Below are 15,015 nucleotides of genomic sequence, written 5' to 3'. Positions count from 1 at the left end.
AGGTCCGGAGATCAAAAGCGGCGGCGGCGTGATTCATCCAAAGAAGTAGCCGATGCCTGCGCACCCGGACGTCCCGAGCCTAGCCGGTGACCGCCCGACCGGAAACGCAATTTCCCGGCCCTGCCGCCGCGTTCGGGTCGCCCTCCCGACCCGGCCGGGACTCAGCCCGTGCGGAGGCGGTGCGCGGTGTGGTGGGTCCCCCGTGCTGCCGCTGCCGGGAGGTCCTGTTCGACTACTTCCCGACGATCCGCTTCCTGGTCCCGATCAGAGGGCCCACGGTCCCCACCGACACCTGCCGAGCGATGTCACGATCGGCGAAGGCGGCCCGAATGCCCTCGCTGTCGAGCCATCGGCCGAGCCGGTCGTGCAGTTCGACGACCTGATCAAGGGTCAGCCCGGTGACCGGAACGGAGCCGAGGTACATCCGAGGCTCGGGCGGTGCGGTGGTGGGGATCAGGTCGGGCCGGTATCGGCCGAGGTCGTCGAGGAGTTCGAGGCGGTGGTGCTCCTGGACGTGGACGATGACACCGGGCTCCTCGTCGACGGGGTCGACCACGAGCCGCAGCAGCAGGCCGAAACCGTCGCGGACCACCCGGGCCCGGCCGGGCTGCGGCTCCTCGAAGTGCCGGGGACGAAGCAACGTCTCGGCGAGGGCGGCCACTTCCCCATCGGTGAGGTGCACGGCGGCGCGCTCGGGCCGGTCCGCCGAGGGATAGGTGGCGGCGGAGACGGCATCGAGGCGCCACGGTCGACGGTGGTCGACCGGCTTCAGGTGGACGCTCCAAGCGGGCATGGTCACGGTCTCGACGACCGCCTTCGTTTTGATCACGGGGGGCTCCATTTCGTCACCATTGCGAGCGGAGTGGCCGTGAATCCATCCCGGTGTCCGATAGAACCCATCTACAGTCGGGACATGGTGGACGGCACGGACGCGGATGTGCGGCAGGTATGGCCGCACCCCCGGCTACGGGTTGCGGTGGCGGCGGAGGACTGGGCGGCGGTCTTTCGGGAGTGGCGGCGGTTGACCGGTCGGAGTCAGACGCGGCTCGGTGCGCTGGTCGGGCTTGCCCAGTCGGATGTCTCGGACATCGAGCGGGGTCGTCGGCGGGTCACGTCCCAAGAGGTGCGGCAGCGGATCGTGGCTGGATTGGGCGTGCCACCGGAGCTGTTGGGCGCGGAGCCGTCGGGCGGATGGCCGGTCGCGGCATTCGTGCTGCCCTCGCTCGCTCCCGACGCGGATCTGCTCGATCGGATCACCCGGGTGGTTCGGGAGCCGGGCCGGGTGGACGCGGCGTCGGTCGACTGGCTGGATCGGCTGCTCGCGGAGCACCGGCGGGTCGAGGACACCATCGGATCGGGACCGCTCTTCGACGTCATGCGGCGTCAGTTGTCGACCGTCGTCGACCTGCACGCGGGCGCCGTCGGCGAGTTGGCGACGCGTACGGTGCGGCTGGCCGCCGAGCACGCCCAGTTCCTGGCCTGGCTGTGCCAGGACCGAAACGAGCAACCCTCGGCGCTGGCCTGGTACGACCGGGCCCACGACTGGGCGTTGGCGGCCGAGGACGCGAACATGGCGGCGACCACGCTGAGTATGAAGGCGCACGCGGCCTGGTCCGCCGGGGACGCGCGCCGGTGCGTCGCGTTGGCGGAGGCGGCGCGTTGGCACGACGTGCGAACCTCGCTGGGCGTACAGGGCATGGCATCCCAAATGGTCGCGCGCGGCCATGCGATCGCCGGTGACTCCGACGCGACCCGCCGCCTGCTCGACGAGGCACAACTGCTCATCACCCGGGCCGCCGAGCGACCGGAGGACGAGCCCCCGTGGCTGTACTTCTACGACGAGGCGTGGTTCACCCTGCAACGCGGCATGGCCGAATTGCACCTCCGCCACTGGACCGAAGCAACACACCTGCTTCGGACCGGCCTCGCGGGCGTACCCGAGACCTACCGCAGGGACCGGGCCTGGTACCAGGCCTGCCTCGCCCACGCGTACGCGGGCGCGGGCGAGGTCGAGGCAGCGGCCACCACGGCCCTTTCCTGCATCCCGGACGCGGCGATCGTCGGCAGGCCGCACACCTGGAACGAACTGTGCGCCACGGTAGCGGTATTGCTGCGCAAGGGCGCACCGGAAGCGCACCCGATCCAGGACCTGATGCGCAGCCACGAATAACGGATGTCCAGTGACCGTCCCGACCCACCCACCCACCGAACCGACGGCCGACCGGCCGGCAAAACCCGATGCGGGGACCGTCGTCGCCTCCCTACCGTGGCCGACATGGCCGAGTCTCTCGAATCACCACCATCCGTCGTCGGCGCCGAGGCCCAGGACGCGTGCCGGTGCTGCGTTCGACCCAAGCGGCCTCGGCCGTGGCCACGCCGGGTGCGGCTGCATGCCGAGGAGCAGGACACCTCGGCGCCGGGCTGGTTGCACCTGCTGACGCTGATCGACGAGGCCGCCGCCGACGGCCGCGCGCTGTTCCGGCCGCTCGCCGAGCTGAGCCCGAGCGAGCGCCGGGACGTGATCACGCTGCCGCCCTCGATCGCGACTCTGACCGAGGTCGAGCATTTCGACCTCTACGGCAGCAACCTGGTCCGCATCCCGCCCGAGATCGGCGAGATGGCGAGCCTGACCGAGTTCACCCCATACCGGTCCTACCGACTGCACTGGTTCCCGTACGAGATCACCCGCTGTACACGGCTGATCCGCAGCACGGTCAGCACCCGGGCCCTGTACGGAAACGCCACGACGGACGCACCGTTCCCGGACCTGCCGGCGGCCTCTCCCGGGTGGCCGTGTGGGGTATGCACACGCCCGATCGGCACCGAAGCCGGGCACCCCCGCACCTGGGTCCGGAGGTTGGTGGGGACGGACGTCGTGCCCCTGCTCCTGAATGCGTGCTCGGCGGTCTGTGTTCGGCACGGGTAGCGCCGGTCGGGCACCTTCGGAGGAGGCCGGAACGTCCGGCCGGGATTGGTTTATCCGCGACCGGCCCGGTCCTCACTCTCGGGTGCCGGCTGCGCTCGCCTGCGAACACGACGACCTCGTCGACTGTCCGCACTTCCAACAGGCCGTCGCGGCCCGCCCCCACCCGGAATCGGCATCGGCGCGGCGGGCGGCGGGCCGAGCGGGTGGGGGCGGTCACTGACGAGTGCTCGGATGCTCGGACGTTGGATCCGCCATTGCTCAGACATTGCTCAGATGTTGAAGCCTCCGTCCACGTCGATGGTGGTGCCGGTGATGTACCGGCCGCTCGCGCCCGCCAAGTGCACGACCGTGGCTGCGATGTCGTCGGGGGTCGCGAAGCGGCCGAGTGCGGTGTTGGCGCGGATGCCGTCGGCGTTCGGGCCGTCGGCGGGGTTGAGGTCGGTGTCGGTGGGGCCGGGCTGGATCACGTTGACGGTGATCCCGCGTGGGCCCAGGTCCCGGGCCAGGCCCTTGGTCATGCCGACCACGGCGGCCTTGCCGAGCGTGTACAGCGTGAAGCCGGGGAAGATGGTCCGTGTGGCCACATTGCTGCCGATGGTGATGATCCGGCCGCCCGCGCCCAGGTGTCGGGCCGCCGCCCGCGAAGCCAGGTACGGGGCCCGGACGTTGGCGGCCAGCGTCTCGTCCAGTGCGGTCGCGCCCAGTTCCTCGATCGGGCCGAGCCGGAACACCGCCGCGTTGTTGACCAGGATGTCCAGGCGCCCGAAGGCCGCGACGGTCTCGTCCACGGCCGCGACCACGGCGTCCCCGTCCACCGCGTCCACCCGCATCGCCAGCGCCCGCTGCCCGAGTGCCTTGACCTGTTCGACCACGTCGGCCGCAGCGTCGGCGTTGTCCCGATACGTGAACACCACATCGGCGCCGTGCGCGGCGAGGGCGCGCACCGACGCCGCCCCGATGCCGCGGCTGCCGCCGGTGACGAACGCTACCTTTCCTTCGATCTCGTTCATGTGTCCAGCCTGCCCGCCGGCCCCTCGCGCAGCCGGCGGGATTTCGCCGTGGCGTTTTGCGACGCCTACTCGCCGCCTCCGCCACCACCGCCACCGGCGGCGGCGTCGTCACTCCAGGTGATGCCGGTGATCCGCCAGCCCGCCGGGGTGCGCAGGAACTGCATGCCCTTCGTCCCGCCCCCGGTGAAGGAAACCCCTTGCCGGGTACCGGACTTGGCGTAGCGGATCAGGCGCTGCGCGACGTTTTCGGACACCGCGGTGGTTCGGCTCGTCTCCCACTCCCGGAAGTCGGTCAGCTCGCCGCCGGTGAGCAACTCCTGTCGCGGCGCCAGGAATTCGGTCACCGACTCGACGCGCGCGGGGTCCGCGGCGCCGACGATGACCGCGCCGGGGACGAACAGCGACTCCAACGTGCCCAGGTCCACCTTCCGCCCGTCGGCGTTGGTGAAGGCGTCCAGGAACTCCACACCCACCGCGTCGACTTGTTCCTCGTCGGAGGAGGCAACCGAGGCAACCGAGGCAGCCGAGGCCCCCTCCCCGGCATCCCGCCGCCCGTACCATTCGTCGGCAGTGACCGCCCAGATCTCCATCGGCTCGGCGTGCGCGTCGCCCGCCTCGTCCGCCGAGTCGAAGCTCAGCCCGAGCCGGCGCGCCGTGTTGATGCTGCGTACGTTGGCGGATCTGGTGTGCCAGATGATCCGGCGGATGCCCCGCTCGCGGAACGCCCAGTCGATCAGCACCGCGATCGCCCGGCTGACCAACCCGCGCCCCTCGGCCGCCGGTTCGAGCCAGCAACCGACCTCGGCGACGCCCGTCTCGGGGTCGAGGGACACGAACATCACGCCGCCGACCAGGACCCCGTCCAACTGGATGCCGTGGATCCCGGCACCGGTCTGCGCCTGCGCCTGCCAGTAGCGGCGCAACACCGTCTCGGCGGAGGCCAGGTCGGTGGCGACGAAGCTCGCCGCCACCCAGGGCGCGATGTGCGTACGACAGCGATCGAGATTGGCCAGGAACTCGGCGGCCCGCCAGGGCTCCAGCGGGACCAGTTGGGCTCCGGGACCGAGGGGACGTGCGTACATGCGAACTCCAGGGGATCGATGCCGGCCGCTGAATGACATGTCACATTACAACCGCCGCCGACCCCGAGCACAGACGTCCGCGACCGTCCTATGCCACCAGGCTGCCGCCGTCGCTGCCGTTCCCGTTCCCGCTTCCGTCGCCGTCGCTGCCGTCGCCGCCACCCTCGGCGTCGGGCGCGCCGAACGCCCGCAGGAAGGTGGCGACCGCGCCGACGGCCATCTCCCGCAGCTCCGCGTCCTCCAGTTCCCGGGTCCCCATCCGGGTCCGCGCCTCCAGCGGCCCGGTCAGCAGGGCGATGAACTGCTCGGCGGCGCGGGCCGGTTCGGGCGCGCGCAGCCGGCCGGCCAGGGTCAGTCGGGCCAGCCGGTCGGCCAGCGCCTCGGTCAGGCGATGCGGGCCGCTCTCCCCGACGATGTCGAGCGCATCGGGGAATGTGGTGATCTCCGTGTACAACAACCGGCGCAGCGCGCACGATCGTTCGTCGCAGTGCAGGCGCAGCAGCTCGTGCCCGACGTCCTCGAGGGTGGCGCGCGGTTCGCCGTCGGGCCGGAGCAGCGGTGCCAACGCGGCCAGCCGCTCGTTCAGCGTGGCCTCGGCCGCCGCCGCCAGTGCGAGCCGAAACAGCGTGGCCTTGTCGGTGAGGTGGTTGTACACCGTGGGCTTGGCCACGCCCGCCTCGTCGGCGATCTCCTGGACACCCGCCCCGGCGTAGCCCCGACGGGCAAACACCGTGAACGCGCCGTCCAGGATCGCCTGCCGCTTGTCCACTCGCCCGCGCGCTGTCGCCGTCATGGCCCCGATTGTACTCACTGGTTCATTTCTCTGGTCGTAATGGTTGCATGTGAACCGATGAGATCATTATGTTGAACCCATGAGTTCAAATTCTTCTTCGGATTCGACTCCGGATTCGACCGAGGCCGAGGATCGTCTTGATCCCCGGCTCCTGACCCTGATCGCGGTGGTCCTGCTCGGCGGGCTCCTCGGCATCCTGAACAGCACGATGGCCGCCGTGGCCACGGACACCCTGGCCGCCACGTTCGACACCTCGCTCGACGCGGTCGGCTGGACCTCGACCGGCTTTCTGCTCGCGGTGACGGCCACCATCCCGTTCACCACCTGGGCCGTCGACCGGTTCGGCGGCAGGCGGCTGTGGCTGATCGGGCTGGCCCTGTTCGTCGCCGGCTCGCTCGCCGCCGGGGCGGCCTGGAACATCGGCAGCCTGATCGCCTCCCGGGTCCTGCAAGGGCTCGGCGCCGGGCTGCTCGACCCGCTCGTGCTGATCCTGCTGGCCCGGGCCGCCGGGCCGCGTCGTGCCGGTCGGGTGATGGGTCTGATGGGCGTCGTACTCTCGCTCGGCCCGGTCCTGGGCCCGATCGCGGGCGGCGCCATCCTGGAAAACCTGGCCTGGCGCTGGATGTTCCTGCTCAGCGTGCCCGTCGGCCTGATCGCCTTCGTGGCGGCCCGGTACGTACTGCCCGTCGACCCGCCGCCGAGCGAGGGTGGGCCGGCGCGCGTCCGGCTGGACGTGCTGGGCCTGGCCCTGCTCGGCCCGGGCTTCGCCGCGCTCGTCCTGGCCCTGTCCCGCACCGCCGACCAGGGCACGATCGCCGCCTGGCAGGCGCTTGTCCCGCTCGCGGTCGGCGCCGCACTGCTGATCGGCTACGCCGTGCACGCGCTGTCCATCCGCAGCTCGCCGCCGCTGATCGACCTGCGGCTGTTCGCCGGCCGCGGCTTCACCGCGAGCGTCCTCATCATGGGGTTGGGCGGACTGGCCAACTTCGCCGCCCTGTTCGCGTTGCCGCTGTACTACCAGCAGTCGCACGGACACGGCGTGCTCGCCGCCGGGCTGCTGATGGCACCCGCCGGACTGGGCGGCGCCATCGCGATGCCACTGGCCGGTGCGCTGTCGGACCGGCTCGGCACGCGCGGCCTGGCCGCCGGCGGCGCGATCGTGGCCGCGCTGAGCGCCTTGGTATTCACCCGAGTCGGCGCCGACACCACCGAACTCTGGCCCGTACTGGCCGCGTTCACGCTCGGCCTGGGTATGGGCTCGTTCAGCGCGCCGACGATGGGCTCGCTCTACCGGACACTGCCGGGGCCGATGGTGGCGCAGGGCAGTTCCGTGCTCTACATGCTCAACCAACTCGGCGCCGCGCTCGGCGTCGCACTCGTCACGCTCATCCTGCAGACCGCCGGCGATCCCATCACCGGCTTCCATCTCATCTTCGGCTTCGCCGCCGCCGTGCTGGTGGTCGTCCTGGCCGCCATCCCCCTGCTCCCCGGCCCCGAGCGCCCGCCGGTTCGGAACGAACTCGCCACCCCTGAAAGGGCATCCCGATGACTACGCCGGCCACGACGACGACCGCGACGACGACGACCACGACGGCCACGACCTGGACCGCCGCATTTCGATCCGCTCCGGTGAGCCCATACGAATCGATGCCGCTCATCCATCCCTCCCGCGGCTTCGCCGACGAGACGTTGCGGCAGATCGTGCGGGTGCGCGGGAGCGGCGAGCAGCTGCGGATCCGGCTGACGAACCGTTTCGGGCGGCAGCCGCTCACCGTCGGCCGGACCCGGGTGGCGGCCCACCGCGCCGGATCCACGATCGTCCCCGGCACCGACCGCGCGGTCACCTTCGCCGGCGCGGCGCACGTGGTGATCCCCGAGGGCGCGGAAGTCGTCAGCGACGTGGTCGAGTTCGCCACGACGGACGAAACGGACCTGGTGCTCAGCACCTACCACCCGGTGCCGACCGGGCTCGCCACCTACCATCCCTTCACCCTGCAAACCGGGTACGTGGCGCCCGGCGACGTCACCGCCGACCCGACGCTGCCGGCCGCCGTACCGGTCGAACCCCGCTTCCACCTGGGCGGGATCGACGTCCTGGCCGCCGAACCGCGCCGCGTGGTGGCGGTGTTCGGCGACTCGCTGACGGACGGCGTGGGCACCACGCCCGGCGCCCACCTGCGCTACCCCGATCTGCTGGGCCGACGCATCGGCGCCGCGACCGTGCTCAACCTGGGCATCGCCGGCAACCGACTGCTCGCCGACGTCTTCGGCGAACGCGGGGTCGCCCGCTTCGACCGGGATGTGCTCGAACTGCCGGGCCTGGACCGGGTGATCGTGCAAATCGGGCTCAACGACATCGGCCTGGCCACGATGTTCGACACGCCGGCCGTCTCGGCGGCAGACCTGATCGCCGGGCCCACCTCGATCGCCCGACGAGCCGGCGCGCGCGGAGTGGGCACGATCGCCACCACCGTGACCCCGTTCGGCGGCGCGGCGGGGCTCGCCCCGGGCCTCGACACCCCGGAGAACGAGGAGACCCGACAACGCGTCAACGACTGGATCCGGACCACCCACGAGTTCGACGCCTACGCGGATCTCGACCACGCGCTGCGCGATCCGGCGGCGCCGACCGCACTGCGTCCCGAGTACGACAGCGGCGACCACATCCACCCCAACGACGCCGGCGCCGAGGCGATGGCGGCGGCAACGGCCGAGGCGCCGCCGCGGAACCGACCGCTCGCCGGATCCGGTCCGGCCCGCCGGGGAGTCGGCGGGCCGGCGGGCTGGCGGGCCGGTCGCGGACCCGATGTTTGCTCATCTTGATCGAACACGTAAGGATCGGGGGCGATATTCGTTCCGGGCGGACGTTGCGGAGGTTGTGGTGAAGGTCCTCGTGGTTGGTGCCACCGGCACCCTTGGTACGGCGGTCACCGCACTGTTGTCGGCGCGGCACGAGGTGGTCACCGCGTCGCGCAGCGGGAAGACGGACGTCTCCGTGGACATCACCGACCCGGCGTCGGTGGCGGCGATGTACGCGCGGGTCGGCCGGGTGGACGCGGTCGCCTGTGCGGCCGGCGGCGTGCCGTTCAAGGTGATCGGCGAGCTGACCTACGCGGACACCAAGGGCGCGGCGCTGGACAAACTGCTCGGGCAGGTCGAACTGGTCCGCGCCGGGCTCGACTTCGTCGCGGACCACGGGTCGTTCACGCTGATCACCGGCATCCTGGCGGGCGAGGCGATCCGGACCGGGTCGATGGCCTCGATGGCCAACGGCGGCGTCGACGCGTTCGTACGCGGCGCGGCCGTCGAGTTGCCGCGCGGACTGCGGATCAACTCGGTCAGCCCGACCGTGTTCACCGAGTCGGCCGAGGCATACGACGCGTTCTTCCCCGGCTTCCCCCCGGTCGACGCCGCCACCGCCGCGCTCGCCTACCGGCGTTCCATAGAGGGCGCGCAAACCGGGCAAACCTTCCGTGTGGGCTGGTAGCCGGTCGTCGCGCCGCAACTTTCGATGGTTGGGATCCAGGCTTGGAAAGGCAGGACGCACCGTGAGCGCCGATCGTGACGACGCCGCGCTGCTACGACTGGAGGACGTCGGTCATCACTACGGCGATCGGCCCGTCCTGGACACGATCAGCGCCGCGCTCGGCCCGGCCGAGTGCCTCGTGCTGACGGGCGACAACGGGAGCGGCAAGTCGACCCTGTTGCGGTTGGCCGTCGGGCGCGAACGGCCCACGTCGGGCGCGGTGTTCTTCGCCGGCGCGCCGGTGGACGAGGACGACCCGGCCACCCGCGCCCGGATCGCGACGGTGATGGACGCCGGTGCGTACTACCCGGATCTGACGGTACGGGAGCACCTGATGCTGGTCGCCGTGGCGCACGGCCTCGGCCGGGACGCCGACGACGTGGTGGACGAGATGCTCGTCGAGCACCGGCTGGCCGAGCACGCCGACGTCTTCCCCGGCGGGCTCTCGTCCGGACAGGCGCAGGCGATGTTGCTGGCCGCCGCGTTCGTTCGGCCGCACGACCTGCTGGTGCTGGACGAACCCGAGCAGCGGTTGGACACGCGGGCGCGCGGCGAGTTGATCGAGCGCCTCGTGGCGCACAAGGAGAGCGGCGTCGCGATCCTGCTGGCCACCCACCGTGCGGACCTGGCCCGCGCGGTGGGCGACGAGATCCTGGTGCTGGGCGACGCGGCCGAGGAGGACGAGCCCGAATCGGCGCACGGCGTCGGCCGGCCTCGCCGCAGCGAAACCGACACCCCGACCGAGTCCCGAACCGCCGGGACCCTCGGGTGAACCACCCGACCGAGTTCGCGGCCACCACCACCCGAACCCTGGCGTATCTGCGCGACGCGCGTGCGGACCGGCGCCGGCAACGACGCGGGCGCAACGCGTTCGCCCTGTACGTGCTCGCGCTCGTCGCGGCCATCTGGGGCGTGCCCTACCTGGTGGCCGCCGCGCACACCGCCCGCACGGGCAGTTGGCACGGCCCGGTGGCCGACCACATCCTGACCTCGCTCCCGGTGACCGCACCGACGCTGATCGCGCTGATCCTCTACGCCGCCGCGCGCGACGCGCTGTGGCGCGGACCGGTGCGGATCGACGGCCCCACCACGATCTGGCTGCTGCCGCTCCCGGCGCTGCGCCGACGGTTGTTCCTGCCCGGACTGCTCGGCGCGACGCTGATCGCCGGCTCGGCCGGGCTGGTCGGGGGTGGCACGATCGGTTTCCTGCTGTACGTCCTGGGCGCCCGGCCCTGGGCCGCCCCGACGGCCGCGGGCGCCTTCGCGGGACTGTCCACCGGGCTCGGCGCGGTCGCGGTCGGCGTACTGGTGCAGCGCCACGACCGGGCCACGATCCGGTACGCGGGCCGGATCCTGGCCGGCGTACGGGTGTTGCTGGTCGTACTCGTCGCGCTGTCCGCGTGGACGGCCGGCGGGCGCGGTACGTCGTGGCCCGGCACCGTGGTCTCCTGGTCCGGCCCGTGGGGGTGGGTGAGCCAACCCCTCCTGGCGGCCACGACCTCGGGCGGCGTCCCGGCCTGGCCCGTGGCCGGCGCCCTGGCCCTGGTCGTCCTGGCCGGCGGAGTCGTACTCGCCTGGCGCGAGGTGGGCGCCATCCCGGCCGAATCGTTGCGGCTGCGCACCGCCGTGGTGGCACGGGTGGCCGCGTCCGTGATCACGCTCGACCTGCGCCAGGCCGGCACCGCCGTCCGCAACGCCCGGGGGCACGGGCGCGCCCGACCCCGGCTGCGACTCCCGATGCCGCATAGCAGCCGGCTGCTCGTGCCGTGGCGCGACGCGACCGGCCTGCTGCGTGCGCCGCGACTGCTCGCCTGGGCGGCCCTGTGGACCACGATCGGCCTCGCCGTGGCCGCGACCGCCCCCGAACTCCCGTCCCGAGCCCGGCTCGTGGCCTGCGCGGGTGCGCTGATGGGCACCTACCTGGCGGTCGCCCGGCTGGCCGAACCGGCCCGCGCGGAGACCGACGACATCCGCCGAGCCGGCAATCTCCCGTACCCCGCCGGGCGGTTGGCCCTGTGGCACGGCGCCGTCCCGGCCCTGCTCACGATCGTCGCCCTGGTCCTCGGCAATACAATCTGCGCGGCGGCGGGCCACTGGCACCCGGCCCTGCTCCTCCTCCCGGCCTCGGTCCCCGCCCTCACCGCCGCGGCCCTGATCAGCGCCCACCGAGGCCCGCTCCCCGCCCACATCCTGCTCGGCACCGACACCCCGATGGGCAACACCGCGCTCGGCCAGGCCACCGCCTGGTACCTGCGCGGCCCGATCGCCGCCCTCCTGACCACCACCCCGCCCCTCGCGATGGCCACCGCCGCCGGATCCATCCCACCGGCCACCCTGCTGTGGCTACCGGCCGCCACCGCCGCGTTGACCTGGTGGACCCACCACACCGCGCACCGCCTCCGCACGGGCTGAGCCCCGGCCGGGTCTGCGGGTCGGTGGGTCGGGGTTGTGGGGGCTTGTCTGTTGGGTCGGACATCATGGGTGCATGAATATGCACCGGGCGCGCGGGACCTGTGGGGTGTGTGGGCGGCGGGTTGCCGTGACGGAGGGGCATGCGGTGTGGCGGCACGATGATCCCGGGCAGGCTCGGGTCGGGGATGCGCCGATTTCCTGTCGGGGGTCGTGGACGCCGGCGGCGGAGGCCGAGGCGGTCGAGCGGCCGATCGGGCATGTGCAGCTCGATCTGCTCGGGATCGGTGAGGCGCCGACGTCACTCGCGCGTTGAGCCGACGCCCCCGTCGGCGACCATCGCTCGGGCGGTGGCGAGGAGTTCGGGGATGGTGCCGGTGAAGTCGGGGAACAGGCCGAGTGCGACGATCCAGGCCGCGGCATCGTCGCCCAGGAACTCCTCGACCAGCGTGTGTGCTTCGGCACGGGGTGCGCCCGAGGCCCACCGCTCGGGCAGGGTACGGCCGTCCAGGCCGGCGAGTACGGACAACACCACCGGCGCCGGCCGGGCGTGGCGCAGCACGTCGGCGCCCGACAACCGCCCGCGCACCAGCGCCTCGTGCAACCACCACCGCTCGTCGTCGCCATCCGGTTCGGCCAGGCCCTCGGCCAGCAGTGCGATGAGCAACTCGTGGGGACAATCAGGGACTTCGGCCAGGCGGGCATGGAGCCGGGCGGGCAGCGCGGTTCTCCTGTGCGCGTCGATCAACGCCGGCCACGGGAGCGTGCCGCCGTCGCCGAGCAGGTCGTCCACCCGCTCGGGCTCGCCCCCACGCAGCAAATCCACGACCCGTTCGGGCAGTTCCCACTCGGCCAGCCGCGCCCGAAGTTCGGCCAGGCCGTCGGGCCGGGCCAGCGCGTCCTCGATCGACGCGCGGGTATCGGCCGGGTAGTCCGCCTCGCCCAACACCCCCCGCGCCGCCGCCGACCCGTGCCGGGTCCAGACGCCGACGACCACCCGCAACCGGCCCGCCTCGGTACGCAGCGGCAGGCGGTTGACGATGACCCGGGCCACCTCCGGGTCCCCCGAGGCCATCCCGGCGGTCAACCACCGGGCGCACCGCCCCAGGTCGGCCGCCCACAACAGCTCGGTGAGCGCCTCCGGTACCGGACCCCGCGTACCGTCGCGCCGGATGCCCGCCAACAGCCGGGCCCGCTCGGCGACATCAAGCGCAGCGCCGGCGAACAGCCGGGCGTCGACCGCCGGATCGTCCAGGTCGAGCAGTGCGTTCGGATCATCCAGATCGTCCAGGTCGAGCAGTGCGTTCAGGTCGCCCGCGGTCGGGTCGGCGCCACCGCCCCGATCCTCGGCCGAGCGCTCGATCGCCCCGGACCCGGGATGCGCCCGCGCCGGCGCGACGGACAGGCCCGGCCGAGCGTCGCGCCGGCGGCGACGCCCATCGGCCAGCGCGCCGACCAGGAGCGCGTCACCGGAGGCCCGGACCGCGTCGGCCAGTGCCTCCGGTACGTCGGGCATCGTCCGCAATACCGCACCGAGTCGGCTGCCGAGCCGCTCGACCAACACCGGCGCCAGAGCCGGATCCGCGAGCGTGAAGACGGCCTTGACCACGGCCGGCTGGATGTTGTTCACCACGGTCCTCACCACGAATCCATGAAACGGCGAAACGACGAAACGGCGAAACGGCGACGGCTACGGCTACGGCGAACCGGAAAACCAGCAGAACCGGCAGAATCAGCAGAACAGGCAACCCAACCAACCATCACGGGACCCCGATCGACGTGCGCCCGACCCGATCAGACCTGCGCCCGCAGCGCGGCGAGCGCGTCGCGCAGTGCATCCGGATTGCGGGACAAGTATCCGAGTTCGCTTGAGGTGACGGAGAGTTGCGACACATACGCGTCGGCCGCCTGCTCCGGGGTGCACCGGTCCGGGCCGACCACCTCGCGGATCAGCACGATGCATTCCGGCAGTCCCAGCGCCCGGTCCTTGAGCCAACACGTCAGCCTCGCCAACCCGCCCTCCGCCGCCGCCAGCCGGCCGTCCGGGAGCAGCGGGGCGAGCCAGCGCAGCCGCCACGCGTAGCCGTCCACGGCCGGGCCGCCGCTCTCCTCGGCGAAGACCGGCGCCAGTGCCGTGGTCAGGCGGTCGGTGAACTCCTCGGCGGTGCCGTCGAGTCGGGGATACTCCTTGGCGAACTCGGCCCAGTCGGCGTCCAGATCGGCGAACGCGTCGGCCGTGATCCGCCGCCCGGACCAGTGTGGCTCCACCGCGACCAGCGTGCGGTGCAGCAGGTCGGCGCGCAGCGGCGTGGACTCGGCCAGCAGCACCGCGTCGTAGAGGTCCTTGCCCTGCGGGTACGCGTCGGAGAGCAGCCACAGCAGTTTCCAGGCCAACGACTGCTCGGCGGTCGCGGCCGGGATACGATGCGCGCCCGACCCGTCCGCGCGTGGCACGTCGGTGTACTCGGCCGCCGAGGGCAGCACCTCGTTGAACACGAAGTCCAGTTGGATCGTGCCCGACGGCAACCCCGGGGCCTGCCAGGGCAGCACCAACCGGCGACCCGGCACCCGGTCGTAGGTCCAGATCTCGTCGCCGATCGCGCCGCCCGCGTCGATCCGCACCTCGCCCGCGAAGCCCGCCGTGCCCACCGCACCCACCGCGCGCGAGTGCTCCTCGGCGCCGCGCGCGATCGCCGCCAACAGCCGTTCGGTGCGCGGCTCGACCAGTTCCCAGGTGGCGGGCACCACGACGAAGTCGAGATCGCCCGGCTCCCGGGCGGCCGGGCCGTACCAGGCGCGCAGCAGCATGCTGCCGCGCAGTACCAGGTGCTTCGCCCACGGGGATTCGGCGATCGCAGCGAGGACGTGGTCGACCGCGCACCGCCGCGCCGCGTACCAGCGCTCGGCGATCCCGGCGGACGCGAACTGCGGCTCCCCCGCCCGCATCGCGCTGCCGTACTGCTTCAACGCCGGTTCGAATACCGGCCGTTGCCATACGTCGGGACCGGTCACCGCACGCAACGACCGGGGCAACGTCCAGCGTTCCCGGGTCTGTTCGTCCAACGGCTCCTGCGGGACGACCTCGTCGTCGTCCCACGGCCCCCACCCCAGGTCGCGCCAAGTCCGGTGCCCGTCGCTGGTCATCGCCGCTTCCGTTCGTTCGTCGATCCCGCCCCGCCCCCGCGACGATGATCGCAGCAGCCCCCATGCCGCGCGCAAAGGAGTATTCCGCCGGCCGGCGACACCGGCGGCGCGGCACCCGGACCGAT

The 15,015-nt window shown here is 72.4% G+C and carries 13 protein-coding genes; 7 read left to right on the top strand and 6 right to left on the bottom strand.

Annotation, left to right across the window (positions count from 1 at the left end; translation table 11 throughout):
- Positions 1-232: 232 nt before the first annotated feature.
- Positions 233-829 carry a hypothetical protein gene (locus ABIA38_RS26755; RefSeq protein ID WP_424641389.1) on the bottom strand — a complete coding sequence of 199 codons (597 nt, stop codon included), beginning with the start codon at positions 827-829 and terminating at the stop codon, positions 233-235.
- A gap of 84 nt (positions 830-913) precedes the next feature.
- Between ABIA38_RS26755 and ABIA38_RS26750 the strand changes: the two genes are divergently transcribed.
- Positions 914-2,170, top strand: a complete 1,257-nt coding sequence (locus ABIA38_RS26750; protein ID WP_424641388.1) for a helix-turn-helix domain-containing protein — start codon at positions 914-916, stop codon at positions 2,168-2,170.
- Positions 2,171-2,275: 105 nt separating this feature from the next.
- Positions 2,276-2,926 carry a leucine-rich repeat domain-containing protein gene (locus tag ABIA38_RS26745; protein WP_424641387.1) on the top strand — a complete coding sequence of 217 codons (651 nt, stop codon included), beginning with the start codon at positions 2,276-2,278 and terminating at the stop codon, positions 2,924-2,926.
- A gap of 269 nt (positions 2,927-3,195) precedes the next feature.
- Here ABIA38_RS26745 and ABIA38_RS26740 read toward each other — a convergent pair whose 3' ends face one another.
- The 3 genes from ABIA38_RS26740 to ABIA38_RS26730 all read right to left on the bottom strand — a co-directional run bounded on the left by ABIA38_RS26740 (position 3,196) and on the right by ABIA38_RS26730 (position 5,811).
- The gene (locus tag ABIA38_RS26740; RefSeq protein WP_424641386.1) at positions 3,196-3,936 is read right to left on the bottom strand and encodes an SDR family NAD(P)-dependent oxidoreductase; all 741 of its coding nucleotides are present in this window, start codon (positions 3,934-3,936) and stop codon (positions 3,196-3,198) included.
- A 65-nt stretch (positions 3,937-4,001) separates the two neighbouring features.
- Complete coding sequence (locus ABIA38_RS26735; protein WP_424641385.1) at positions 4,002-5,018, bottom strand: GNAT family N-acetyltransferase; 1,017 nt, start codon at positions 5,016-5,018, stop codon at positions 4,002-4,004.
- 88 nt (positions 5,019-5,106) lie between these two features.
- Positions 5,107-5,811, bottom strand: coding sequence for a TetR/AcrR family transcriptional regulator (locus tag ABIA38_RS26730; protein ID WP_424641384.1), 705 nt, complete (start codon positions 5,809-5,811; stop codon positions 5,107-5,109).
- A 79-nt stretch (positions 5,812-5,890) separates the two neighbouring features.
- Here ABIA38_RS26730 and ABIA38_RS26725 point away from each other — a divergent pair, with 79 nt between their 5' ends.
- The 5 genes from ABIA38_RS26725 (at position 5,891) to ABIA38_RS26705 (ending at position 11,749) form a co-directional block, all read left to right on the top strand.
- A complete protein-coding gene (locus ABIA38_RS26725; protein WP_424641383.1) occupies positions 5,891-7,360 on the top strand; it encodes a DHA2 family efflux MFS transporter permease subunit in 1,470 nt (489 codons plus the stop codon).
- 80 nt (positions 7,361-7,440) lie between these two features.
- Positions 7,441-8,634, top strand: coding sequence for a GDSL-type esterase/lipase family protein (locus tag ABIA38_RS26720; RefSeq protein WP_424641382.1), 1,194 nt, complete (start codon positions 7,441-7,443; stop codon positions 8,632-8,634).
- Positions 8,635-8,692: 58 nt separating this feature from the next.
- Positions 8,693-9,298, top strand: a complete 606-nt coding sequence (locus ABIA38_RS26715) for a short chain dehydrogenase (RefSeq protein ID WP_424641381.1) — start codon at positions 8,693-8,695, stop codon at positions 9,296-9,298.
- Positions 9,299-9,359: 61 nt separating this feature from the next.
- Positions 9,360-10,109 (top strand): ABC transporter ATP-binding protein, encoded by a 750-nt coding sequence (locus ABIA38_RS26710; RefSeq protein ID WP_424641380.1) that lies wholly within the window; start codon positions 9,360-9,362, stop codon positions 10,107-10,109.
- On the top strand, positions 10,106-11,749 hold the full coding sequence (locus ABIA38_RS26705) for a DUF6297 family protein (RefSeq protein WP_424641379.1): 1,644 nt from the start codon (positions 10,106-10,108) through the stop codon (positions 11,747-11,749). Before ABIA38_RS26710 ends, ABIA38_RS26705 begins: the two co-directional genes overlap by 4 nt.
- 298 nt (positions 11,750-12,047) lie before the next feature.
- On the opposite strand, the gene ABIA38_RS26700 is transcribed toward ABIA38_RS26705, so the two are convergent.
- Together ABIA38_RS26700 and ABIA38_RS26695 are read right to left on the bottom strand one after the other, a co-directional pair.
- Positions 12,048-13,391: a hypothetical protein gene (locus ABIA38_RS26700; protein WP_424641378.1), complete on the bottom strand. Its 1,344-nt coding sequence runs from the start codon at positions 13,389-13,391 to the stop codon at positions 12,048-12,050.
- A 149-nt stretch (positions 13,392-13,540) separates the two neighbouring features.
- On the bottom strand, positions 13,541-14,890 hold the full coding sequence (locus ABIA38_RS26695) for a nucleotidyl transferase AbiEii/AbiGii toxin family protein (protein WP_424641377.1): 1,350 nt from the start codon (positions 14,888-14,890) through the stop codon (positions 13,541-13,543).
- Positions 14,891-15,015 lie beyond the last annotated feature (125 nt).

Origin of the sequence: Embleya sp. AB8 (assembly GCF_049739465.1) — a bacterium.
Taxonomy (GTDB): domain Bacteria; phylum Actinomycetota; class Actinomycetes; order Streptomycetales; family Streptomycetaceae; genus Embleya.
Note: the sequence above shows the minus strand (reverse complement) of the source record. Positions and strands in the feature narration are given on the sequence as shown.

Bases quoted from the DNA above. Each gene is read 5' to 3' on its own strand.
- ABIA38_RS26750 (WP_424641388.1), top strand. From the start codon at position 914: ATGGTGGACGGCACGGACGCGGATGTGCGGCAGGTATGGCCGCACCCC.
- ABIA38_RS26745 (WP_424641387.1), top strand. From the start codon at position 2,276: ATGGCCGAGTCTCTCGAATCACCACCATCCGTCGTCGGCGCCGAGGCC.
- ABIA38_RS26740 (WP_424641386.1), bottom strand. From the start codon at position 3,936: ATGAACGAGATCGAAGGAAAGGTAGCGTTCGTCACCGGCGGCAGCCGC.
- ABIA38_RS26735 (WP_424641385.1), bottom strand. From the start codon at position 5,018: ATGTACGCACGTCCCCTCGGTCCCGGAGCCCAACTGGTCCCGCTGGAG.
- ABIA38_RS26730 (WP_424641384.1), bottom strand. From the start codon at position 5,811: ATGACGGCGACAGCGCGCGGGCGAGTGGACAAGCGGCAGGCGATCCTG.
- ABIA38_RS26725 (WP_424641383.1), top strand. From the start codon at position 5,891: ATGAGTTCAAATTCTTCTTCGGATTCGACTCCGGATTCGACCGAGGCC.
- ABIA38_RS26695 (WP_424641377.1), bottom strand. From the start codon at position 14,890: ATGACCAGCGACGGGCACCGGACTTGGCGCGACCTGGGGTGGGGGCCG.